The 22,537-nt window shown below is 35.1% G+C and carries 23 protein-coding genes; 18 read left to right on the top strand and 5 right to left on the bottom strand.

Going from position 1 to position 22,537, the window contains the following annotated elements:
* Positions 1-33: 33 nt before the first annotated feature.
* Positions 34-921, bottom strand: a complete 888-nt coding sequence (locus ABD692_RS01250) for an AraC family transcriptional regulator (RefSeq protein WP_344764290.1) — start codon at positions 919-921, stop codon at positions 34-36.
* A gap of 1,342 nt (positions 922-2,263) precedes the next feature.
* On the opposite strand from ABD692_RS01250, the gene ABD692_RS01255 reads away from it, so the two are divergent.
* The 14 genes from ABD692_RS01255 to ABD692_RS01320 all read left to right on the top strand — a co-directional run bounded on the left by ABD692_RS01255 (position 2,264) and on the right by ABD692_RS01320 (position 16,082).
* Positions 2,264-4,690: a glucosidase family protein gene (locus tag ABD692_RS01255; RefSeq protein WP_344764292.1), complete on the top strand. Its 2,427-nt coding sequence runs from the start codon at positions 2,264-2,266 to the stop codon at positions 4,688-4,690.
* Positions 4,691-4,829: 139 nt separating this feature from the next.
* On the top strand, positions 4,830-5,945 hold the full coding sequence (locus ABD692_RS01260) for an XdhC family protein (protein ID WP_344764294.1): 1,116 nt from the start codon (positions 4,830-4,832) through the stop codon (positions 5,943-5,945).
* Positions 5,945-6,535, top strand: a complete 591-nt coding sequence (locus tag ABD692_RS01265; protein WP_344764296.1) for a nucleotidyltransferase family protein — start codon at positions 5,945-5,947, stop codon at positions 6,533-6,535. Before ABD692_RS01260 ends, ABD692_RS01265 begins: the two co-directional genes overlap by 1 nt.
* The gene (gene moaA, locus ABD692_RS01270; protein WP_344764298.1) at positions 6,532-7,512 is read left to right on the top strand and encodes a GTP 3',8-cyclase MoaA; all 981 of its coding nucleotides are present in this window, start codon (positions 6,532-6,534) and stop codon (positions 7,510-7,512) included. Before ABD692_RS01265 ends, moaA begins: the two co-directional genes overlap by 4 nt.
* Before the next feature lie 6 nt (positions 7,513-7,518).
* Positions 7,519-8,697: a molybdopterin molybdotransferase MoeA gene (locus ABD692_RS01275; protein WP_344764300.1), complete on the top strand. Its 1,179-nt coding sequence runs from the start codon at positions 7,519-7,521 to the stop codon at positions 8,695-8,697.
* Between the two features lie 3 nt (positions 8,698-8,700).
* The gene (locus ABD692_RS01280) at positions 8,701-9,441 is read left to right on the top strand and encodes a sulfite exporter TauE/SafE family protein (protein ID WP_344764301.1); all 741 of its coding nucleotides are present in this window, start codon (positions 8,701-8,703) and stop codon (positions 9,439-9,441) included.
* Between the two features lie 10 nt (positions 9,442-9,451).
* Positions 9,452-9,685, top strand: a complete 234-nt coding sequence (locus ABD692_RS01285) for a MoaD/ThiS family protein (RefSeq protein WP_344764303.1) — start codon at positions 9,452-9,454, stop codon at positions 9,683-9,685.
* A 2-nt stretch (positions 9,686-9,687) separates the two neighbouring features.
* The gene (locus ABD692_RS01290; RefSeq protein WP_344764305.1) at positions 9,688-10,794 is read left to right on the top strand and encodes a ThiF family adenylyltransferase; all 1,107 of its coding nucleotides are present in this window, start codon (positions 9,688-9,690) and stop codon (positions 10,792-10,794) included.
* A 1-nt stretch (position 10,795) separates the two neighbouring features.
* A complete protein-coding gene (locus tag ABD692_RS01295) occupies positions 10,796-11,239 on the top strand; it encodes a molybdenum cofactor biosynthesis protein MoaE (RefSeq protein ID WP_344764306.1) in 444 nt (147 codons plus the stop codon).
* On the top strand, positions 11,208-12,149 hold the full coding sequence (gene moaCB, locus ABD692_RS01300) for a bifunctional molybdenum cofactor biosynthesis protein MoaC/MoaB (RefSeq protein ID WP_344764308.1): 942 nt from the start codon (positions 11,208-11,210) through the stop codon (positions 12,147-12,149). Before ABD692_RS01295 ends, moaCB begins: the two co-directional genes overlap by 32 nt.
* 11 nt (positions 12,150-12,160) lie before the next feature.
* Positions 12,161-14,311, top strand: a complete 2,151-nt coding sequence (locus ABD692_RS01305; RefSeq protein WP_344764309.1) for a xanthine dehydrogenase family protein molybdopterin-binding subunit — start codon at positions 12,161-12,163, stop codon at positions 14,309-14,311.
* 149 nt (positions 14,312-14,460) lie between these two features.
* The gene (locus ABD692_RS01310; protein ID WP_344764311.1) at positions 14,461-14,934 is read left to right on the top strand and encodes a (2Fe-2S)-binding protein; all 474 of its coding nucleotides are present in this window, start codon (positions 14,461-14,463) and stop codon (positions 14,932-14,934) included.
* The gene (locus ABD692_RS01315) at positions 14,931-15,569 is read left to right on the top strand and encodes a cytochrome c family protein (protein WP_344764313.1); all 639 of its coding nucleotides are present in this window, start codon (positions 14,931-14,933) and stop codon (positions 15,567-15,569) included. The genes ABD692_RS01310 and ABD692_RS01315 overlap by 4 nt, the downstream gene beginning before the upstream one ends.
* Before the next feature lie 24 nt (positions 15,570-15,593).
* A complete protein-coding gene (locus tag ABD692_RS01320; RefSeq protein WP_316758271.1) occupies positions 15,594-16,082 on the top strand; it encodes a molybdopterin-dependent oxidoreductase in 489 nt (162 codons plus the stop codon).
* Between the two features lie 139 nt (positions 16,083-16,221).
* Here ABD692_RS01320 and ABD692_RS01325 read toward each other — a convergent pair whose 3' ends face one another.
* Positions 16,222-16,488 (bottom strand): hypothetical protein, encoded by a 267-nt coding sequence (locus ABD692_RS01325; RefSeq protein ID WP_344764315.1) that lies wholly within the window; start codon positions 16,486-16,488, stop codon positions 16,222-16,224.
* A gap of 249 nt (positions 16,489-16,737) precedes the next feature.
* Here ABD692_RS01325 and ABD692_RS01330 point away from each other — a divergent pair, with 249 nt between their 5' ends.
* Genes ABD692_RS01330 through ABD692_RS01340 form a run of 3 tightly spaced genes read left to right on the top strand, consistent with a single transcriptional unit; the run spans position 16,738 to position 19,059 of the window.
* Positions 16,738-17,517: a DUF1223 domain-containing protein gene (locus tag ABD692_RS01330; protein ID WP_344764317.1), complete on the top strand. Its 780-nt coding sequence runs from the start codon at positions 16,738-16,740 to the stop codon at positions 17,515-17,517.
* A gap of 50 nt (positions 17,518-17,567) precedes the next feature.
* Positions 17,568-18,284: a cytochrome b/b6 domain-containing protein gene (locus tag ABD692_RS01335; RefSeq protein WP_344764319.1), complete on the top strand. Its 717-nt coding sequence runs from the start codon at positions 17,568-17,570 to the stop codon at positions 18,282-18,284.
* Positions 18,268-19,059 carry a molybdopterin-dependent oxidoreductase gene (locus ABD692_RS01340; protein WP_316758262.1) on the top strand — a complete coding sequence of 264 codons (792 nt, stop codon included), beginning with the start codon at positions 18,268-18,270 and terminating at the stop codon, positions 19,057-19,059. The genes ABD692_RS01335 and ABD692_RS01340 overlap by 17 nt, the downstream gene beginning before the upstream one ends.
* A gap of 40 nt (positions 19,060-19,099) precedes the next feature.
* Here ABD692_RS01340 and msrA read toward each other — a convergent pair whose 3' ends face one another.
* A complete protein-coding gene (gene msrA, locus ABD692_RS01345; RefSeq protein WP_344764320.1) occupies positions 19,100-19,759 on the bottom strand; it encodes a peptide-methionine (S)-S-oxide reductase MsrA in 660 nt (219 codons plus the stop codon).
* 15 nt (positions 19,760-19,774) lie between these two features.
* Positions 19,775-20,287 carry a peptide-methionine (R)-S-oxide reductase MsrB gene (gene msrB / locus ABD692_RS01350; protein WP_344764322.1) on the bottom strand — a complete coding sequence of 171 codons (513 nt, stop codon included), beginning with the start codon at positions 20,285-20,287 and terminating at the stop codon, positions 19,775-19,777.
* A gap of 251 nt (positions 20,288-20,538) precedes the next feature.
* On the opposite strand from msrB, the gene ABD692_RS01355 reads away from it, so the two are divergent.
* Positions 20,539-21,372: an MOSC domain-containing protein gene (locus ABD692_RS01355; RefSeq protein WP_316758256.1), complete on the top strand. Its 834-nt coding sequence runs from the start codon at positions 20,539-20,541 to the stop codon at positions 21,370-21,372.
* On the opposite strand, the gene ABD692_RS01360 is transcribed toward ABD692_RS01355, so the two are convergent.
* Positions 21,362-22,333: a Gfo/Idh/MocA family protein gene (locus tag ABD692_RS01360; RefSeq protein ID WP_344764323.1), complete on the bottom strand. Its 972-nt coding sequence runs from the start codon at positions 22,331-22,333 to the stop codon at positions 21,362-21,364. The two genes, ABD692_RS01355 and ABD692_RS01360, sit on opposite strands and share 11 nt — an antisense overlap.
* Positions 22,334-22,537: the final 204 nt, after the last annotated feature.

Raw genomic sequence — 22,537 nt, forward strand, 5'->3', positions numbered from 1 at the left:
TTGATAATACTTTTGTACTTTATGACTTAATGCCTAACAAATTCTTCCCGTGGCACTTAATCTAAAATCGCTTGGTGCCAAACCCGTTTTTTCTTTAAATAATTTCGAGAAATAGAAATAAGATTCAAACTTAAGTTCGTAGGCAATTTCTTTGATTGGAATAGTATGATCGCTTAAAAGCTCTTTAGCTTTATCGATTTTTAATTTTATATAAAACTGTCCTGGCGACATGCCCGTTTGGGCTTTAAATAATTTTCTGAAGTAAGAGTAACCAATCATAAGTTCGCAGGCTGCCTGTTCGGGTGTAAACGATTTCGATACATTAGAGCGGAATAACAATTTGGCTTTATTCACAATAGTTTCTTTTTCCTTATCAGGTGTTGCATTTTCTTTCTTAACAGCATGAATACAGCCTAATAAGTGTAAAATCTCTCCCGATATTTGTGGATGGAAAACATTATCCCCTTTTTTAGTTTTATCGATTATTGAATTTAAAAGGTTAAATGCGTAATCACTAAATCCAAGATTAATACAAGGTTTTTCTGGTGTGAAAATTTTTCTACGCACCAAATCATCCATAATTTTACCTTCAAAACCTATCCAATATTCATCCCATCCCGTTTCTTCTGCAGGTTTATACCGATGTCTTTCTCCTGGAAAAAGTAAAATAATAGTGCCTGGAAAAATAGTGGTTTGTTCGAAACTATCAGACTCAAAAACGCCTGTACCACCTGTAACATAAATTAACTGATACTCGCTTAAAACACGACCAGTTTTCCAATTAAAAAAATACGAGTTTGGGTGACTATTTACAGGATAAACACTTGCTGCTTCTACGTGTGTATATCCAGCATTTAATACACTAAGACCCCAATTTTCCTCTTCATTAATTGCTGGCAGATAATTGATGTAGTTATTCATGATTATTTTATTTTAATTCTTCTCCAAAACAACCTGGTACACCATTTCAGATTCGTGATTGAATGACTTAATTAAACACAAAATATGCTCAACTTTGAGCAATTAAAACTATTTAATAAATCGATTTACAATAGTTTCAGAAGTGTTTTATATTTGGTTACCTAATCAATTATAGATTTATTAAAGTGCATTTGCAAATTTAAAAAAAGTGCCTTTACGGTATTGCCATACAGGACACTACAGGACAGTTGGCCGAAAATCGATGGTTTTTTATAGTTTTAGGTGGTTATCATCTCTAAAGTAAAATCGTATAAATATTTGTAATATTTTTAATACATAGACTAATTATTTTTCACCTTCGAGGCATTTCGAATTTTGGCTATAATTTGTAGCAATCTAATCTTAAATAAATTCTGTGTAAAAGGCAATCCCGAAGGCATTATTTTATTTGTATCAAAAAGGATAATAAAAAAGCCAAATCGTATTAACTCCACGATTAAACAAATTATAAATTTGAGGCTTTAACCATGTATAATCCAAAGCATTTTTATGCTTAAAGGACGGGAAAATTTGAAAATTAGGGTGTTTAACATCTAAGTTAAAGGCGGATTTAGTTGTACGTTGCGGTTTTATGGCCATGTAGATTGGACATTAAAATATTGCTAGTACGACATTACATAGTAGGTAGTATATATATGGGATGTTAGCTGTTGAAATTATAGTTTTTACAGATACTTAAGAGGGTTTCGCGAGAAAGATAGAAAATTAAATAACATCGATTAAAGGAAATTTCGAAGTTAATTAGTTGAGGGTTCTCAAATTGACAAAAGGGAGCACCTGGATTATTACTTACTTAATGGCTGGCTGATGATTTTTTTGGCTAGGGTTAACAGGGTGATAACAGGGTGTAAACTCGGTCAGGACTCGGTTATGACAGGGTGCGTAACCCTGTATAAAGCCTGTGTTTACCCTGGCTAAATCCTGATGACAAATGGGAAATATCCAGCGAATGTTTTTAATAGCTACAAAAGGGTAACACGGGGATTGGAGCCAACAGATTTTTTGGCTACTTGTTAGACAATAAGCGCTCAGAATGGCTTTTTGGATATAATAAGAATACCAGTATCTGCAGCCGTGCAGCCTAGCCTTTGAAAGACGAGCCAGACTTATTTAAACCAGACCTAATGGAAAACCCGCAATAGCTGTTAAATAATCTTATAAATCTGCAAACTCTAATAATAACGCAAAAGCTATGTTTCAATCACGTAAAAAATTAAACTATAAAAAAACTTCTTTCATAATAGCTGTTATACTTAGTTTATTTCCAATTTTAAGTTTTTCATTGAATATCGAAAATGGAATTAAACATGATTTAAACACTAAAAGTATTTCCATTACATCGCCCGACAAAAATCTATCGCTTTTAATTGATTACAAAAAAGGTTGTGTTATCAAAATGCTAAACATTAAAGGGACAAACAAGCTTTCTAAAAATGGTGTAAATACAGGTTTTAATTTTAAAAACAAGGAGTTTAACTCTTCCAGTTCTTCCAAAGATATCAGCGTATCTAAAACTGCAAATAGCATAATAATTAATGGAATAAAATTCGGCGAAGCGCAAATTAGTGTAACGGAATCCTGGACTTTTAAAATAGAGGGACAAAGTATAATCTGGGATATAAACAGAACATTTGACAATGATGCTGTTTTAGAAGACACTTCGTTTCCACAATGGAATTTTGCCGATTTGAATGTTTGGAAAGGTGGTATTTTAGATAATGGAGGTATGGTTTGGAGCAAATACCTTAAAGACATTAATGATACTTACGGCGTTCATACTGGCGGGGTAACATTTTGGAATGCAGAATCTGGAGATGCACTTCGAATCAGTACAGAAACTCAATCCAATAAATTTATTGCTTCTAAATTTTCTCAAAGTAAAAATCAGGAATTTACTTACACACAAATGGTTACAGATTTACCTCTTGAACAGCGCTATGATTTAAGTAGATTCAAGGCCCGCCATTTTGATGTTTTTTCAGCCTTTAGAGTAAAAAAAGGCAAAACTAATTTAAGGTTAAAGCTTCAATATGTAGATTATTTTAAAGAATATTCGAGGGGCATTTTACCTGGAATTGATGGCGTTGCGGTTAGAGAGCTTTTAAATACGACTGGACGTTATGGGGTTGTAGATAATAATATTGTTGGGGCAAATGGATGGCTCACCAATTGGAAATGTTTACACGAACCGTTTTTCGCTCAAATTGGCATGGCGCTTAACGATCCAAACTATACCAAAAATATGTCTTCTACACTAGATCAAGAGCGGGATTTAGCCATGCTCGAAAATGGAAGAGTATTATCTAGGTGGCATGACATTCCTGGTGATGAAATTAAAGACACATACAATTCAAAAACTGGTTATTACGAGGCAAAATGGGGCTATACCGTCGACTCACAAACTGGATATATAATTAATACGTCAGAGCAGTTTGATTTAAATGGAGACATTGGCTGGTTAAAATCGCATCAGAAAAGTGGCGAAAGCGCATTAAACTGGCTTATAAAAAGAGATTCTGATGGAAACGGAATATTCGAAATGATGAATAATAATATCGCAGAAAAAAAAGCCAGCGATTGGCTGGATATAGTTTGGGCAGGGTACGAAAATGCTTTTGTAAATGCTCAGATGTACGAAGCCTTAACACTTTGGGCAAACTGTGAACGCGTACTTGGTGCAACAGAGCAATCGGATTATTATTTAAAAGTTGCCGAAAAACTTAAAAATGCCTTTAATAAATCGACTAAAGAAGGGGGTTTTTGGTCTGAAGAAAAAAAACAGTACATATATTGGAGAGATAAAGATGGAAGTACGCATGGCGATAACCTGGTTACACCAGTTAATTTTGCTGCAATAGCTTTTGGTTTGTGTGACGATAAAGCAAGAATTACACAAATATTAGATGGAATTGAGCAACGAACATCGTCAGAAAAACTTTTCCATTGGCCGCTGTGCTTCGATTCTTTCAAACGAGAAGAAGTAAGTCCTGGTAACTGGCCATTTCCCAAATACGAGAATGGCGATATTTTTCCAACCTGGGGTTATTTAGGAATACGGGCTTATGCAGCATACGATAAAAACATTGCTTTAAAATACATTAACAACTTGTTAGAGCAATATCATAAAGATGGCCTTTCTTCGCAAAGGTACAGCCGAACTACTCAATTAGGCCTCGGAGATGATATTCTTGCTGGAATATCGACAAGTATTACCGCTTTATATCGAGACATTTACGGCATAAGACCCAAGTGGAATAGAATGGGTTTAGAACCAAATATGAACAATAAACTTAACGGAACTATTTTTAATTATTCATTAAGGGGAAAAGATTACAAATTAAAATTAAGTGTGGGCGATTATCAGATGCAAACCAAAACATTTGTAATAAAAAGCAATGAAAGTTTTGGTGCGAATAGAAACGAAAATCAATTTGTTTATTTTCATGGCAATAAAGAAGAGCATAAAATTAAAATAATTTCGAAAGCAAAAATCAATCTCGAAATAAAGAAATGGGATAAAAAAGAGCTCTCTTTCAAGGCGAACAATTCTGGACCTTGTAGCTACCAAATTGATGGCTTAATATCAAACGCGAATTATAATCTTTCCATAAATGGAAAAATTAAATATTTAAATACCGATAATCTAGGAAATATTTCTTTCAGAACCAGTTCAAAAACAACCGAAAATATTAGCTTGATAAAAATATAGAAAGTTTACTTTGACGAATTAAATAGCAGGATAAGTATTTGCCAACAAAAATTTAAGGGAATGAGATGATTTCGATTTCAACAACGAGAAATTTTCTAAATGATAATGCTTAAATTGCATCATTCATCTTATTCCCGTTATGAAAGAAATTGCCGACATACTTAAAGCCTACCAAAAGGCAAAAAAAGAAAACAAAAAAACGGCTCTTGCTACAGTAGTTAAGGTTGAGGGTTCATCTTACAGAAGACCTGGTGCAAGAATGCTCATTACCGAAGATGGGCAATTAACAGGTGCCATAAGTGGTGGATGTTTAGAAGGCGACGCTCTACGAAGAGCGCTTTCGGCTATACACCAGCAAGAAAACAAGTTAATTACATACGATACCAACGATGAAGATGACGCAAAGTTTGGTGTTCAGCTGGGTTGCAATGGCATAATACATATTCTTTTCGAACCGATAAAAGAAGATGGGAACTTAAATCCAATTGAATTATTACAAGCAGCAAATCAACAAAGAAAGAATTGTGTAATTGCAACACTTTTTTCGTTAAACGATAAAAGTCAACCTGGTTCGATCATGTTATTTCGCGAAAATGAATGCCTGGAAAATTTACCAGCAGACATTTCTGGAGAGGTTAAAAATGATGCATTTGATGCCTTAATGTCCAAAATATCCAAATTTGAAACCTATTCGATCAATAGCATAGAAGTGGAAGCTTTTCTTGAATTTATTCCACCCCCTATTCAGTTAATTATTGCTGGTGCGGGAAATGATGCACAACCTCTTGCCGAAATGGCAAATATTTTGGGTTGGGAAATTGTTGTAGTTGACGGGCGACAAACCCATTCTACGCAACAGCGGTTTCCGAGCGCTAATCAAATTTTAGTTTCAAAACCAGAAGGGGTTTTATCTCAAATTAAAATAGATGAAAAAACTGCTTTTGTTTTGATGACACATAATTACAATTACGATACAGCGCTTTTAAACTTTTTACTGAGCACAAATGCGCCGTACATAGGCACCCTGGGTCCGAAAAAGAAGCTTATAAAAATGCTTGATGAACTTGGTTGTAATAATGTTGCTAACGAAGAAAGAGTACACGGCCCAATTGGTTTAGACATTGGTGCTGAAACTGCAGAAGAAATAGCCATTTCGATTATTGCAGAGATAAAATCAGTTTTTACAGGCGGATCTGCAATAAAACTACGGGATAAGAAAAATCCAATTCATTTTTACGAAACTAAAAACGGCTGATGAAAACTGGCATCATTATATTGGCAGCAGGCAACTCGAGTAGGTTTGGCAGTCCTAAACAACTCCTTAATTATGAAGGAAAAACACTTCTGGAAAGGGTTAGTTTAGAAGCCTTGAAGACCAAACATAGACCGATCATCGTTGTGTTAGGGGCTTATTTTAAAGAAATTGAGTTAAAACACAATCATTCGGACATTACGTATATTGTAAATGAAAGGTGGGAAAACGGAATGTCATCAAGCATTGTTAAAGGTTTATCAGCTATGCTTAATTTACAAAAAGATATAGAAAACGTAACTATTGCTGTTTCTGATCAGGTTTCTATTACTGCTGAAATTTTCGAAAGCCTTATGCAAAAACAAATCAGTTCGAAAAAATGTATTATTTCGAGTGCTTATGCAAAAACAATAGGCACACCATCGCTATTTAATAAAAAGTATTTCGAACAACTTCTATCTTTGAGTGGTGCGAACGGTGCAAAAAAAATATTAGCAGAAAATATGGGCGATATGGCAACTATTTCTTTTGACAAGGGTTATGTTGATATCGATACCATTGATGATTATAACAATTTAATAAACAATAAATGATAGCTGATTCTTTTGGAAGGGTGCATGATTATTTGCGAATATCTTTAACCGATAATTGCAATTTTCGATGCTTTTATTGTATGCCAGAGGAAGATTACGATTTTACGCCTGCATCGAGATTAATGCAGCCTGAAGAAATTTTAGAGCTTGCAAAAATCTTTGTTGAGCAAGGTGTAAAAAAAATAAGATTAACGGGTGGTGAACCACTTGTTAGAAAAGATGCCGCTCAAATTATTGCTGCATTAGGCAAACTGCCAGTAGAATTGGTTATTACAACTAACGGAACGCGAATTGCAGAAATGCTTCCTGTTTTAATTGAGGCGGGCATAAAAACCATAAATATAAGTTTAGATACACTTCAACCCGAAAAGTTTTTGCTCATAACCCGAAGAGATCTTTTTCATCAAATCCGTAGCAATATCGAACTGCTGTTACAGCATAAAATTCAGGTAAAAATTAATATGGTGGTAATGAAAGGTCTTAACGATTCTGAAATAAAGGATTTTATAGACTGGACCAAACATAACCCAATACAAATCAGATTTATCGAATTTATGCCCTTCAGCGGTAATAAATGGACCAGTAATAAAATGTTTTCTCTTGATGAAATCCTCGCTGTGGTTGAAAAGGATTTTACAGTATTGCCGTTAAAAGGACAACCACATGATACGGCAAAAAGCTTTATGATTCCAGGACATGAAGGTTCTTTTGCAATTATTAGTACCATGACAGCTCCATTTTGCAGTACTTGTAATAGAATGCGACTTACAGCCGATGGAAAGCTAAAAAACTGCTTATTCTCAGACGGTGAAACGGATTTGCTTACCCCTTTACGTAATCAAGAGGACATTCTTCCACTAATTAAGGCTTCTATTTGGAGCAAGAAAAAGGAACTTGGAGGGCAGTTACTTACTCATTTTGAAAAGCTGGATGCAGATTCTATTAACAACAGAAGTATGATAACCATTGGAGGATAAGCTGTAATGATAACTGTTGAAGAAGCAAAAAAACTAATTAAAGAAAATACTCTTTCGTTAACACCTGTAATATTAAGCTTAAATAAAGCTTCAGAACACATTTTAGCTGCTGATATTTATTCAAATTTCGATATTCCTACATTTCGTCAGTCATCAATGGATGGTTATGCCATTAAGTTTGAGGACAAAGAAGCCGAATTGATTTTGATTGGAGAAATGGCTGCTGGAACGCAACAATCTATCACTTTAAAAAAAGGACAGGCAAGCCGCATATTTACTGGCGCACCGCTTCCCGAAGGTGCAGATACAGTGGTTATGCAAGAAAAAATTAACAGAACTCGCAATAATATTAAAGTTCAGGATGAAAGACTTTCTTTTGGCATAAATGTGCGTGCAAAAGGTTCGGAAATTAAATCTGGTGAACTAGCGATGAATAAAGGTACATTGCTTAGTCCTGCGGCAATTGGTTTCCTGGCTGGTATTGGAATTACCGAAGTTGAGGTTTACCCAATGCCAAAAATTTCGATTATTTTAACAGGAAACGAACTCCAAAAACCAGGTTTACCATTAAATTTCGGGCAGGTTTACGAATCAAATTCCTATTCTCTTTCGGCTGCACTTCAAAAGGAAGGTATAGCTGATATAGAAATTTTAACCGCTGAAGATAACTTACAAACTTTAACTAAAGTAATTGAATCGGCATTAAAAAATAGTGATGTAGTTTTGCTGAATGGCGGTGTAAGCGTTGGCGATTACGATTTCGTAATAAAAGCTGCAAATGCCTGCGGAATTGAGCAAATATTTCATAAAGTAAAACAGAAACCTGGTAAACCTCTTTTCTTTGGCAAAAAAGGAAATCAATTAATTTTTGGGTTGCCAGGAAATCCATCTTCAGTTTTAAGTTGCTTTTACAATTATGTTCTTCCAGCGATAAAAATGTTATCAAATAAAGAACATAACCTAATTGAAATAAACGCAGAATTAACACATAGTTATAAAAAGCCGGCAGGCTTAACACATTTTTTAAAAGGACAGTATTCAAACGGAAAAGCAACACCGCTTAATGCACAAGAATCTTATCGATTAAGTTCGTTTGCGGTTGCAAATTGTTTAATCTGTTTAAATCAAGAGCAAGAAGATTTTGAAATTGGAGAAAATGTAAATATTTTATTAATACCAAACTAAATTATGCAAGAAAGCTTTATTCTTTTTTACTGTCTTCTTTTTATTGTCGCTTTTTTATATGCTTCCGTTGGGCATGGTGGTGCAAGTGGTTATCTGGCGTTGATGGCAATTTTCGCTATTTCTCCAGCCATAATGAAACCAACTGCATTACTTTTAAACTTGTTTGTATCCTCCACATCATTCATTCAATTTTACCGTTGCGGGCATTTTAAATGGAAAACTTTTTGGCCTTTCGCACTGGCTTCCATCCCACTCTCTTTTGTTGGCGGTACAATGGCAATCGAAAGCTCCATTTACAAAAAGATTTTAGGTGTATTGCTTCTTATACCTGTTGTAAGGTTTTTCTTTTTCAGTAATACCGATCCAAAGGATTTTAAGCCAACCAACATTCCGCTTTCTTTATTTGTTGGCGGTGTAATTGGCTTACTTTCAGGGATGATCGGTATTGGCGGTGGTATTATACTTTCGCCAGTATTACTGATGCTAAAATGGACAGATCAAAAGCAAACTGCAGCAATCAGTGCAGCCTTTATATTTGTAAATTCAGTTGCGGGTTTAGGCGGCCAATTGGTAAAAGGATTTGAATTTAATAGCCATATGCTGGCTTATGTTGGTGTTGCTTTTATTGGTGGAATTTGCGGTGCTTACTTTGGCGCTTTAAAATTTCCGCAAACTGTGTTAAAAAACGTACTCGCTTGCGTACTTGCATTAGCCGCCTACAAGTTATTATTTACTCATGCATAATTTTAACAAAATGGAAATTCAAATTATAAGTTTTGGAAAAATATCAGAATTTATTAATAATCAAAATATTGATATTGACAGTATTAATGATACAGATGGACTAAAACTATATCTTGAGCAACTGTTTCCAAATCTTGTTGGAATGAAATATAAACTTGCCTTGAATAAAAATCTGGTTCAACATAATTCAGAAATTCACGATAGAGATACAATTGCAATCATGCCACCGTTTTCAGGAGGATAAAGATGGATAAAGAGCGATATCAAAGGCAAACAATTTTACCAGGATTTGGTGAAGAAGCGCAATTGCGTTTATCTAAGGCAAAGGTATTGGTTATCGGAGCGGGTGGACTTGGCTGTCCTGCGTTGCAATATCTGGTTGCTGCAGGGGTTGGCTACATTGGTATTGCTGATGATGATAAAGTAGAACTGTCGAATTTACAAAGACAGATATTATTTGGAGTAGCCGATATACGTGAATTAAAAGTAAATGCTGCTTCAAAACGCTTAAAGCAAATGAATCCAGATGTTCGATTGTTGCTCTACCCCTTCTCAATAAATAAAAAAAACATCATTAGCACTTTAAATGATTACGACATCATTTTTGATGGAACCGATAATTTCGAAACCAGGTATTTAGTTAACGATGCCTGCGCTTTGCTAAAAAAACCTTTAATATTTGCAGCTGTTTCGGGTTATGAAGGGCAGTTGGCGGCATTTAATATTCCTGATGATGCAGGCTTAACTACCAATTATCGAGATTTATTCCCCATTCAGCCAAAAGCTAAAGAAATTCCCAATTGTGCAGAAAATGGTATTTTGGGAGTAATTCCTGGCATAATTGGTACAATGGCGGCTGGAGAAATTATTAAAGTGATTACAGGAATTGGAAATACATTGGCAAATAAATTACTCCATTACAACCTGCTTAATCAGCAACAATACGAGATAAATATAAGCCCATCGGATGCTTACAAACCGATTAAAAGTGAAATTGATTTAATGGAAAGAGATTACAATTTAGAAAAAATAAAAGTTAATGGTTTTATAGAAATTGATGTTGATGCTATGCTGGAGCTTAATGATAAGGAATCGAGCATAATTGTGGATGTTAGAGAAAGACATGAATTCCCTAAACTTAACTCAAATATTTACAAGCAAATACCTATGTCTGAATTTAGTGATTTCGTCGAATCAGATATTGAGCAAACAACTATAATTCTGCTTTGCCAGCATGGAATAAGAAGTGTTGCAGCGGCAGAATTGCTCCATAAAAAATACGGAGAAGCTAAAAACATATACAGCTTAAAAGGTGGCATTGCAAAATGGAGAAATCATTTTTTAACAACATAAAATGAGCGAAAAGAAAATTAAAAATATTTTTATTAACGGCCCAATCAGTGCCGATTTTATCGCGAAAAGTATTGCTAACCACAGTTCGAAAACAGATATTGGCGGGCATAGCATTTTTTTAGGACAGATCAGGCAAGACCAAATTGATGGAAAATCTATTTCGGCTATTGAATATACGGCTTTTGAAGAACTGGCTTTAACCAAAATGCATGAAATTAGAGAAAAAATTTTCGATAAATACCCATTAAGTTGTTTGCATATTCATCACAGTTTGGGCAAAATTAATATTGGCGAAATCTGCTTGTTTGTATTTACGTCATCAAAACACCGAAAACCTGCAATTGATGCCTGCAATGAACTTGTTGAAAGAATAAAAACAGAACTTCCCATTTGGGGAAAAGAAATATTTGCTGATGATACCCATCAGTGGAAAGAAAATAGCTAAAATGGTAAATATCACAAGAAAATCGAATACGTTAAGGAAAGCCATTGCAAGTGCTATTTTAAGTGTTTCTAAACAGGAAACAATAGATGCCGTTGTGCAAAGAAAAGTACCCAAAGGTGATGTTTTTGAGTTTGCCAGAGCGGCTGGGTTATTTGGCGTAAAAAAAACCAGCGATGTTATTCCCGATTGCCACCCTTTGCCCATTGAATTTACCTCTATCACTTTCGAAATAAATGGGCTAGACATTATCATTTCGGTCGAAGTACATACCATTTATAAAACTGGTGTAGAGGTAGAAGCCATGCATGGCGCATCTGTTACGGCTTTAACTATGTATGATATGCTTAAACCCATTGACAAAGGCATTGAAATTAAAAACATAAAGCTTCTTGAAAAATCTGGTGGAAAATCTGATTTAAAGCATAAGAAATTCCCCGAACTTAAAGCCGCAGTTGTAGTATGCTCAGATTCTGTTTTCGATAGCAAAGCTGAAGATTATTCTGGAAAGCTGGCTATTTCCAGGCTAGAACAATTGGGGATCGCCACTTTAAAATATGAAATCGTTCCAGATGATATAAAAGCTATTCAAAATGTGGCAAAAGAACTTTGCAACTCTGAACATCAATTAGTTATATTTACTGGAGGAACAGGACTTTCTCCCAGAGATGTTACGCCAGAAGCAATTTTACCTTTAATTGAACGTAAAATTGATGGCATCATGGAAACTGCAAGAAGATACGGACAGGAAAGAATGCCATATGCGATGTTATCGAGAGGGATTGCTGGGTTTATTGGTGAAACATTAGTAATAACATTACCAGGCTCTAAAAATGGAGTCGCAGAAAGTATGGATGCTTTATTTCCGCAAGTGTTGCATCTTTTTAGCGTAAATAAAGGACAGAAACATTAGTTGTTTAGAATATGGAAGAAATCTCAAGACGCCACTTTATAAGAACCGCAAGTACCGCAGGCTTCGCGCTTTGGCTTGGTGTTTCTGCAAAAGGAAATCCCCTGAAATCATTGGATATAGCTTCAGCTAATTTCAGTCCTTATATACTTATTGAATCGAATGGATTGATCACCATTTATAACACAAAACCAGAAATGGGACAAGGAACGCTTCAATCTTTCCCTGCATTAATAGCAGAAGAATTGGAAGTTTCTATGGATCAGATTATCATAAAGCAATCTAACGGTGAAAAAGCGCTTGGAAATGGACAGCGTGCTGGTGGTAGTTCATCTATAAGATCGAATTATTTACCAATGCGAAAAGTTGGCGCTGCTGCAAGAGAAGTTTTAATTATGGCAGCAAGCCAAAGATGGACAGTAAATATTGCCGATTGTTATGCAGAAAACGGACGAGTAATACACCGACCAAGCAAAAAATCGCTTTCTTATGGAGAACTTATCGAAGAAGCTTCGAAACTAGAACTTCCAAAAGAGCCTAAATTAAAAGATCCAAAAGATTTCAAAATTTTGGGTAAAGTTTCAAGAAGACAAGATATTCCTTTAAAAACGTGTGGAAAGGCTGAATTCGGAATTGATGCAAAAGTAGAAAACATGCTTTATGCAGTTGTAGAAAGAAGTCCGGTTTTCGGTGGAACTTTAAAAAGCTTTGATGCTACAGAAGTTTTAAAAATTCCTGGAATTAAAAAAGTAGATCTGGTAGAGCGAATTGTTGGCATATATAAATACACTGGTATTGCAATAATTGGAAATAGTTACTGGACGGTTAGTCAGGCCCGAAAAAAACTAAAAGTAGAATGGGATAACAATGGCCATGATACATTCAACACTGTCGATTATGAAAATCATTTAAGGAAGTTAGCGTCAGAACCTGGAGTAACCGATAAAAATATTGGCAATGTAGATTCCGTTAAAATTCTTCCTAAAAATACATTTGAAGCCTTTTACGAAACTCCAATTATAGCCCATCATCCGCTCGAACCTATGAATTGTACAGCGCATATTGTTGGTGATAAACTCGAAATCTGGACTTCTACCCAAGTAGCCAGTTCAATTACGGGAAGTGCTGCTGGCGATTTGCATAAACAGGTTGGCTTTAGTCCCGATAACATCAAACTCCAGAATAAATTTATTGGTGGCGGTTTCGGCAGAAGGCTTTATATCGATTATATTGTTGAAGCGGTAAATGTTGCCAAACTTGTTGATGTTCCTGTGAAAGTTATCTGGTCGAGAGAAGAAACTACTCAACAAGGTCCTTTCCGACCGATGACATTTTCAAAATTAACTGCAGGTTTTACTGAAGATGGAAAACTAAGCACTTTTCAACACAAGGTAATTAGTCCATCTTATTTTGAATCCATTCAACCAGATTTTGATAAAAAGAAGGTAGATAGTATTATGGTTGAGGGTATTGCTGAGCAGGCTTATGAAATCCCAAACCTTAGAACAACTTATGTACGAGCCAATCTGCATATTCCAGTTGCAGCTTGGCGCTCAGTTACAAGTTCTACATTAGCATTTGCACACGAGGGTTTTATAGATGAACTTGCGTATCAGGCAAAAAAAGACCCCATGGATTTCCGCTTGGAATTATTATCAAAGCAATCCGATAGTAAAAAGGTTCTTCTCAAATTAAAAGAGGTTTCGAACTGGGATAAAAAATTACCAAAGGGAAAAGGACGAGGCGTTGCCATCTGGGAGTTCTTTGCAGGGCTTGCTGGGCAAGTGGTCGAAGTAACACATAATAAAGATAAAACCATAACCATAGATAAAGTTATAGCTGTTATTGATTTGGGAGAAGTTGTTAATCCTGATAATGTTAATAATCAGGTAGAAGGTGCAATTATTATGGCTTTAGGAGCTGCAACAAAACCTGGAATTACTTTTAAAAATGGTAAAACTGTTGAACACAATTTTTACGACAATCCTTTAGTCAGAATTAATGAAACGCCAAAAATGGAAGTTCACATACTAACGGATGGTGGAAAAGTTAAAGGCGTTGGAGAACCTGGTCTTCCACCCTTTGCCCCTGCTTTGGCTAATGCAATTTTTGCCGCAACAGGTAAACGTTTCAGAAAGATGCCATTTGATTTAAAAACGCTTTAAAGTAAATAAGTTCAAATTTTTTATTTGAAAATAGTAACAAATTGTTTGAAAATTGTAGAAATTCAAATCCAAGCGCAGTTATATTTGAGTTAAGGCTTTGAATATTCTAGTGTTCAAACAAAAACTAACAAAACATAATGTTTTTTACTATGATCTCGTTAAATATTAACCAGAAGTTATATGAGGTAGATGCAGATCCTGAAATGCCGTTATTATGGGTGATCAGAGATTTAGTCGGCCTCACTGGTACAAAATATGGATGCGGTGTTGCTCAATGCGGCGCTTGTGTTGTTCACTTAAATGGTGAAGCTGTACGCTCGTGTATTACGAAGGTTAGCAGAGCCAGCGGACAGAAAATCACAACAATTGAAGGTTTATCCAAAGATAACGACCATCCTTTACAACTGGCCTGGAACGAAGAAAACGTGCCTCAGTGCGGCTATTGTCATTCTGGACAAATTATGTCGGCCGCTGTTTTACTAAGAGAGAATCCAACACCAACAGACGAAGATATTAACAATGCAATGGCTGGTAACATTTGCAGATGTGGTACTTATCCTCGGATAAGAAAGGCCATTCACTTAGCCGCTGAGATGCAGAAAAAGAAAGGTGCCGAAAAATGATGAATTTTAATTTAAAAAGAAAAGGCAAATTTTATCGCTCAGCAGCTATTCTAACTGTTTTGGTTTGCTTAGTTATGGTTATGGCATTTGGCTTAAACACCACACATCATGTAGCATCGTCAACAACTCCACGAATTATTAAAAAAGATAGTTTAGCTTCGGTTAAAGCTTTTAAAGAAGTATATCGGGTATTAAAAAGTCCGCGTTGTATGAATTGTCATCCATCAGGTGATATTCCTTTGCAAGGCGATGATAGTCATTTACATACCATGTCGCCAAAGCGTGGAGTTGAAGGTAAAGGATTATTTGCCATGAAATGTGCAAATTGCCATCAGCCACAAAATGCACCTGGTGTGCATACGCCACCAGGAAATCCTAACTGGCATTTACCACCTGCAGATATGAAAATGGTTTTTCAAGGTAAAACGCCTTACCAATTAGCAAAACAGCTTGTGAATCCAAAACAAAACGGCAACAAAAATATGCAGCAATTAATTGAGCATGCTGATGATGGATTGGTGCTATCAGGCTGGAATCCTGGCGAAGGCCGCACTTTACCTCCAATAAGTCATGCTGAATTTAAAAAAGCGTGGATAACCTGGATCAAAACTGGTGCATATGCACCGAAAAAATAACTTAAAAACAATTACTTTTTCCAAATGAAATCTTCTCTATTTCTTCTTTTATTTTTTTTCTCTCTCAGTAATTCTTTTGCTCAAAATGCAGAAGTATCGGTTGGCGGTGATGTTGGTAATCCTTTCAAAATAACCAAAGGAAATTTTGCATCACTCAAGCAAATAACGATAAAGGCAAAATCGAAAGATGGTAAAGAACACGAATATTCGGGGGTTAACTTATATGATATTATTACGAAAGCAGAAAGCATTCCTGGTAATATCCTTAGAGGTAAATCTTTAACAAAATACATCCTTGTATCGGCGACTGATGGCTATCAAATTGTAATTGCTTTACCCGAAATAGATCCTGATTTTACGGATAACACGATTATCCTGGCAAATAAAATGGACGGAAAAGACTTACCAGATGATGCAGGACCGTTTAGGATAATTGTTCCTTTAGATAAGAAACAAGCAAGAAGTATTATGCGGGTAATTAGTATTGATGTACTTACGGCAGAAAAACCTTAAGTTTAAGAGGTAAGGTTTTTAAAATAGACTGTACCATAACTAGTTTTTTCATTTTAAACTTGTCGAAGAACCTTTTATATTACGATTAAGGCGTTTCGACAAGTTTTGCATGTAATGTAAGAATGATACAGTCTAATTTTTACATTTTGCTTTTCGACATTTTGTCTTTGGACATTTTAGATTTCTCCATTTTGCCCTTTTGCATTGAATCGGCTTTCATTTTCGACATTTTAGATTTCTCCATCTTATCCATTTTTTTCTTGCCCATTTTATCCTGTTTCATTTTAGACATTTTTTCTTTTTCCTGTTGAGGAATAACAGAAGCGAAAGTTGCTAAAGAAAGACTGCTAACTAATAAAGTAGCAAGAAACAGCTTGCCTGCTGATTTTAAGATCTGGTTTTTCATGTTATCGTGTTTTGTTTAACCTTTAGTCGTGATAGGTTTGATAACCTTACATTTTTTTTAAAATAATTATCAAGAACACTTTTCCAGGTTTGTTACCGATTGTTTATTCAATTATTGATCAATTATTTAAGCTATATTGTATACACAAAAACCGTATTTCTTTTAAAAGATTGGCTTTTTATATCCATAGAATAAAATCAAATTATTTTGTAAGGATTTCTCGTTGGCAACGACTAAACACATAAAACAATGAAAAGAAAAATAGCAGCATTAGTTATTTTAGCCATGTGTTACATAACTTTAGCTTTTACTCAAAATAAAAACCAAAAAACTGTACAGAACGTTAAAGATAACGGATTTGCTGTTGTCGAACTATTTACTTCAGAAGGCTGTTCTAGCTGCCCTCCTGCCGATGCACTCGTGGCAAAAATACAGAGAGAAATAGTTAACAAACCAATCTATATACTTGCCTACCATGTAGATTACTGGGATCGATTAGGTTGGAAGGATAGTTTCAGTAATTCAAAATTCTCCGATCGACAAAATCAATATGCTAACTGGCTTAATTTGAAGAGCATTTATACACCGCAAATTGTGGTAAACGGAAATAAGGAATTTATTGGTTCAGAAGAAAATACCTTACGAAAAACCATTTCAGACGCACTAAAATCAGGCAACGAAAATAGCCTTGATATTACTTTACAAAAACAAAATGGCGAAGAGCTATCTTTAACTTATAATACCAATCAAAAAAATACTGGTTATAATTTAATTGTTGCCGCAGTTATCCCAAATGCTGTAAATCGCGTTTTAAAAGGAGAAAACAAAGGAAAAACGCTTGCTCATGTTCAAATTGTAGAGCAGTTTGAAACTATAAATTTAAATGATAAAGCTAACGGAACTTTTAAGCTTACCTTAAAGAAATTAAAAAACCAGACTGACATTACGTTAATTGCATTTTTACAAAACCAAAGTACTGGACAAATTATCGCCGCCACAAAACTGAAAGATAAAGTAATGCATGTTTAACCTCAAAACCGAATGAAAACTTTTTCCGTTAATGCTATATATAATTAGCCATGAAATCAATTAAAGAAAAGCACGCCTTTTTAATGCGATGGACTCATTGGGTAAATTTCCCCGTTCTGGCTATAATGATATGGAGTGGATTATTTATTTATTGGGCAAATGATGCATACGGGATTTCAATTTTTGGATACTCAATAATTAAATTTTTCCCTGAATGGTTTTATGATTATTTTCATATTCCACAACGTCTTGCCGAAGGCATGGCATTCCATTTTTTGTTTATGTGGTTTTTCTTTATAAATGGATTGATCTACATTATTTACACTATTTTTTCAGGTGCATGGAGAGAATTAATTCCTCAAAAAAATTCTTTTAAAGAAGCATGGCTCGTTTTGCTCCACGATTTACATATTCGAAAAACGATTCCACCGCAAAAAAAATATAATGCTGCACAGCGTATTGCTTATACTGCAATAATATTAATGGGATTTGGCTCTGTTGTTACAGGTTTAGCTATTTACAAGCCAGTTCAGTTTTATTGGATTTGCTGGTTATGTGGCGGTTATCACTTTGCCAGGATAATCCATTTTACGCTTACTGTAGGCTATGTTTTATTTTTTTTAATCCACATTGTGCAGGTAATTTTAGCTGGGTGGAACAATTTCCGTTCAGTAATTTCAGGATTTGAAGTTATAGAAACAACTCCTAAAATAGAAGAAACTTCATCAGATAAAAATCCAGATCAAGGCGATGGAAAACGAGCATAAAAAGAAAGTTAAAGTGCCATTAACAATTGAGCAAAAGATAAAAAGACGTAATTTTATTTCGTTTGGAACTTTTTTCGCATTGGGTGGCGGTGCAGTTGCAAGTTGGAAATGGCTTTTAAATGCACCAGAAGAAACTGCTGGAATTACAGCAGGAACCCGAGCTCCACTTAGACGAGCATTAAATAAAACCGAACTTTTCTTTAGAAATTTCTTCAGCAATAACCATTTAGTAAAAACATATCCAATAGAAAAAGCTGCAAAAACTGTTCGAGTAAATAGCTTAATTGGAATAGAAGAAGATGAAAATTTTGATATTCAGAAATGGAAACTTATTATTGATTTAGGCAATGGGAAAACTTTAAAGATAGGTTTGCAAGAAATCAAGACTTTACCAAAAACAGAAATTGTATATGATTTTAAATGTGTAGAAGGCTGGGATCAGATACAACATTGGGCTGGTGTAAAACTTAGTGATTTTCTTTTACATTATAAACTTCACGAACAATCTAACAAACAATATATGGGTTTAGAAACGCCAAACGAAGCCTATTATGTTGGTTTAGAAATGGAAAGTGCGCTTCATCCTCAAACCTTATTGGCCTATGAAATGAATGGAGTTGAATTAAGTAACGATCATGGCGCACCTTTAAGATTGATTATTCCTGTAAAATATGGAATCAAAAACCTGAAAAGGATTGGTAAAATGTCGTTTAGCAATAGCAGGCCAAAAGACTATTGGGCCGAACAAGGCTATGATTACTATTCAGGATTGTAAAAATCAGCTATAATTTGTGGCTTCAAATTATAGCTGATTTTTATTTCTTTTTAAATTCTGGTTTAAGGTATGCATTCATACTTGCTCTTAATTTCATAACTTTTGGTACTGAAACATTTTGAATATAAGAACTCCCTGGGTGAGTTTTGTAATATCCCTGATGATAATTCTCTGCAGGGTAAATCACTTTGAATGGTACAATCTGAGTAACAACAGGGTCGGCATAATGGTGGCTCTTATATACTTTTTCGACGATGTCTTTCAGTGTTTTTTCTTCCTCTGGAGTTCTATAAAAAGCAACCGACCTATAGTCTTCACCCTCGTCTGGCCCTTGTCGATTCAAAGTGGTCGGATCATGAGCGTAAAAAAAAGCCTCTGCTAATTGAGTATAACTGATAACTTTTGGATCGTAATAAATTTGTACAGATTCTGCATGTCCAGTATTATCTGAGCAAACATCTTCATAAGTGGGATTTTTAACCGTACCACCTGCATAACCAGCCACTACTTTATCAACACCATTTAATTCGCTAAGTCCTTCACTTAAACTCCAGAAACAACCGCCCGCAAAAGTTGCCACCTTTTCATTTAACTCTGGCTTTGGCAAAACTGCAAAAGCGTTTTCATTCTTTTTAACCTGTCCGTTTGCACAGGCACCGAGAAATAGAATACCAAAAACTAATATTTTATACTTTTTCATAATTCTTCGATTTGATTATTTAGCAGGAATAAATTTTAACGCATACGAATTCATGCAATATCTTTTCCCAGTTGGCTCAGGCCCATCATCAAAAACATGACCTAAATGTAATCCCGTAGAAGCTTCTACCACTTCATCCCTAACCATACCATCAGAAGTATCGTTAACAACTTTAATCGCTTTTGCATCAATTGGTTTAAAAAAACTTGGCCAACCTGTTCCAGATTCAAACTTAGTATCAGAACTGAACAAAGGTTTTCCAGTTGCAGCGCTTACATAAATTCCTTTTTTATGGTTATTCCAATATGGATTTTTGTAAGGCACTTCGGTGCCGCTGTTTACCATAATATCATAAGCATTTGCAGAAAGCATATTTTTCCAATATGCATTCGGTTTAGCCATTGGATATAATTTTACACTTCTACCAGCATTTTCCATTTTATCTGCTGTATTAGAAGATTTATTTTGACTGCAGGCATCTAATGCTATAGCCATCAACGGTATCAATAATAATTTTAACTTTTTCATAATTCATTAGTCGAGTTGTGAAACAAATCCTTACAATAAAAAATCACCAGGAAAACTTTCCGTTTTCTTCATTCTATTATGTTTTAATTTACGCATAAATCATTTCAGCAGTTCTCAATCTCACTATAAGCAATGTGATTATAGTGTAAAATCATTAACATTGAAGCAAGTGATATGGTGATGGAGATCAAGTTAAAATAATTACTACTTGTAATAGATGCTTTTAGTTGCACTTTTTTTACCTTTAAAACATGAATAAGTTTTACCTCTCTGAAATAAACATCTATCCTATAAAATCACTTGGAGGCATCAGCCTTAATGAAGCTGAAATAGAAGAAAAAGGCCTTCAGCATGATAGAAGATGGATGCTTATTGATGAAGAAGGTACATTTATAACGCAAAGAAAGCATTTCGAATTAGCGCTCCTTCAGGTTGATATAGCTGAAAATATAATGACAGTAAGTCATAAAAAAAATCTAAACCATGCTATATCTTTTTCTATAGATGAAGAAACTGGCGAAAGCATATCAGTAACTGTTTGGGATGATCGTTCGACTGGATTTGAAGTAAATACGAAAGTAAGTAACTGGTTTTCTGAGTTTTTAAAAATGAAAGTAAGGCTTGTTAAAATGGCTTCGGCAGACAGAAGACTTGTTGATCAGCGTTATGCATCAAATAATGAAACCGTTAGTTTTGCTGATGGTTATCCTTGCCTTTTAATTGGTCAGTCATCTTTAAATGGTTTAAATGAAAAACTTTCAATGCCTATCCGAATGGATAGATTTCGTCCTAACTTTGTATTCACTGGCGGAATACCGCATGTAGAAGACAATTTTAGCACATTTTTTTTAGGCGATGTTCTGTTTTCGGCCGTAAAACCCTGTGCCAGATGTGTACTTATAACTATAGATCAGCAAAATGGCCTTAAGGGACAAGAACCACTAAGAACATTAGCGGGTTATCGTACAGCAGGGAAAAAGATTTTATTCGGGCAGAACTTAATCCATAAAGGTTCTGGCATTATTCGTTTAGGAGATGAACTTCGTATTGAAGAATGGAAAGCAATGGCTAATATTACTGAGTAAATGCATCTAACAATTTCATTGTAATCAAAGCCTCTTCCCCACTGCATGGATTTGGTCTTTTGTTTAAAAAATATTTTACAACTTCCTCAATCATAGGCTGCTCTACATGCTTAAGTGGCTCAAAAATATAATCTTTACTTTGTCCTTCTACTGTAACACTAACGTTGTTTTTAAACATTGGAAAGCTAATCTTTCCTTTTGAGCCATAGATTTCGCAAATATCTGATTGCTGCGCCTCTGAAACCGTAAAACACCAGGTTCCATTAAAAATAATCCCATTTTCAAATAAAATTTGCCCACTTACCAGGTCATCTACTGGAGTTCCAGTGTGTTGCTTTACTGCAAAACCTACCGACTTTTCAGTTGCGCCGAAAAAATAGCTCATTAAATCGAGTTGATGAGGTGCCAAATCGTGAAACAAACCTCCACCAGAAATAGCTGGATTTTTTCGCCAATCTTCATCCGTATTGGCAATAATATTGGTATTCAAAGGTTGTAGCATATTCAATTGTACAAACCTGATATTACCAATTATTTTATCATTTAAAAGTTCCCGAATTTTTAAAAACATGGGTTGCGCCCTACGATAATGAGCAACTGTAAGTTTAACACGATATTGATTAGAAGCCTCAATCATTCGCTTTGCAGCTTCAGCATTTAAGGTCATTGGTTTTTCTACATATACAGGTTTCCCTGCTGCCAGAGCTTCAATGGCATAGGCTTCGTGTTGTAGAGGTGGAGTTGCAATATAAATCGCATTAACTTCAGGATCGTTAATTAATTCGCTTGCATCGCTGTACCATTTCTCAACCTTGTGCCTTCTGGCATAATCAGCAGCTTTAACTGCATCACGCCTCATAACCGCTACAAGTTTCGAATTTGCCACTTTACTGAATGCTGGTCCACTTTTAACCTCAGTAACATCGCCGCAGCCAATAATGCCCCATTTAATTTCTTGCATAGTAAATTTATATCAGTGCAGTTTAGGTGCACTTTCATGCATTAAATATAGCCTTTGTAGTTAAAACTTAAAATTATTGATTTGTAAGTATTTACTTTAGTGCCTGACTAAATGCCGACATACAGATTGCATGTTTAAAATTATTCTGACAACGGATTAGATAATCGAAAGATTCTAAAGGTTTTGAGAATTCAACTACAGCAT

The sequence above is a fragment of the Pedobacter ginsengiterrae genome (assembly GCF_039537385.1).
In the GTDB taxonomy this organism is placed as follows: domain Bacteria; phylum Bacteroidota; class Bacteroidia; order Sphingobacteriales; family Sphingobacteriaceae; genus Pedobacter; species Pedobacter ginsengiterrae.

Bases quoted from the DNA above. Each gene is read 5' to 3' on its own strand.
- ABD692_RS01290 (WP_344764305.1), top strand. From the start codon at position 9,688: ATGGATAAAGAGCGATATCAAAGGCAAACAATTTTACCAGGATTTGGT.
- ABD692_RS01310 (WP_344764311.1), top strand. From the start codon at position 14,461: ATGATCTCGTTAAATATTAACCAGAAGTTATATGAGGTAGATGCAGAT.
- ABD692_RS01340 (WP_316758262.1), top strand. From the start codon at position 18,268: ATGGAAAACGAGCATAAAAAGAAAGTTAAAGTGCCATTAACAATTGAG.
- moaCB (WP_344764308.1), top strand. From the start codon at position 11,208: ATGATACCCATCAGTGGAAAGAAAATAGCTAAAATGGTAAATATCACA.
- ABD692_RS01355 (WP_316758256.1), top strand. From the start codon at position 20,539: ATGAATAAGTTTTACCTCTCTGAAATAAACATCTATCCTATAAAATCA.
- ABD692_RS01325 (WP_344764315.1), bottom strand. From the start codon at position 16,488: ATGAAAAACCAGATCTTAAAATCAGCAGGCAAGCTGTTTCTTGCTACT.
- msrB (WP_344764322.1), bottom strand. From the start codon at position 20,287: ATGAAAAAGTTAAAATTATTATTGATACCGTTGATGGCTATAGCATTA.
- ABD692_RS01305 (WP_344764309.1), top strand. From the start codon at position 12,161: ATGGAAGAAATCTCAAGACGCCACTTTATAAGAACCGCAAGTACCGCA.
- ABD692_RS01275 (WP_344764300.1), top strand. From the start codon at position 7,519: ATGATAACTGTTGAAGAAGCAAAAAAACTAATTAAAGAAAATACTCTT.
- moaA (WP_344764298.1), top strand. From the start codon at position 6,532: ATGATAGCTGATTCTTTTGGAAGGGTGCATGATTATTTGCGAATATCT.
- ABD692_RS01260 (WP_344764294.1), top strand. From the start codon at position 4,830: ATGAAAGAAATTGCCGACATACTTAAAGCCTACCAAAAGGCAAAAAAA.
- msrA (WP_344764320.1), bottom strand. From the start codon at position 19,759: ATGAAAAAGTATAAAATATTAGTTTTTGGTATTCTATTTCTCGGTGCC.
- ABD692_RS01360 (WP_344764323.1), bottom strand. From the start codon at position 22,333: ATGCAAGAAATTAAATGGGGCATTATTGGCTGCGGCGATGTTACTGAG.
- ABD692_RS01330 (WP_344764317.1), top strand. From the start codon at position 16,738: ATGAAAAGAAAAATAGCAGCATTAGTTATTTTAGCCATGTGTTACATA.
- ABD692_RS01335 (WP_344764319.1), top strand. From the start codon at position 17,568: ATGAAATCAATTAAAGAAAAGCACGCCTTTTTAATGCGATGGACTCAT.
- ABD692_RS01285 (WP_344764303.1), top strand. From the start codon at position 9,452: ATGGAAATTCAAATTATAAGTTTTGGAAAAATATCAGAATTTATTAAT.
- ABD692_RS01280 (WP_344764301.1), top strand. From the start codon at position 8,701: ATGCAAGAAAGCTTTATTCTTTTTTACTGTCTTCTTTTTATTGTCGCT.
- ABD692_RS01265 (WP_344764296.1), top strand. From the start codon at position 5,945: ATGAAAACTGGCATCATTATATTGGCAGCAGGCAACTCGAGTAGGTTT.
- ABD692_RS01295 (WP_344764306.1), top strand. From the start codon at position 10,796: ATGAGCGAAAAGAAAATTAAAAATATTTTTATTAACGGCCCAATCAGT.
- ABD692_RS01315 (WP_344764313.1), top strand. From the start codon at position 14,931: ATGATGAATTTTAATTTAAAAAGAAAAGGCAAATTTTATCGCTCAGCA.
- ABD692_RS01250 (WP_344764290.1), bottom strand. From the start codon at position 921: ATGAATAACTACATCAATTATCTGCCAGCAATTAATGAAGAGGAAAAT.
- ABD692_RS01320 (WP_316758271.1), top strand. From the start codon at position 15,594: ATGAAATCTTCTCTATTTCTTCTTTTATTTTTTTTCTCTCTCAGTAAT.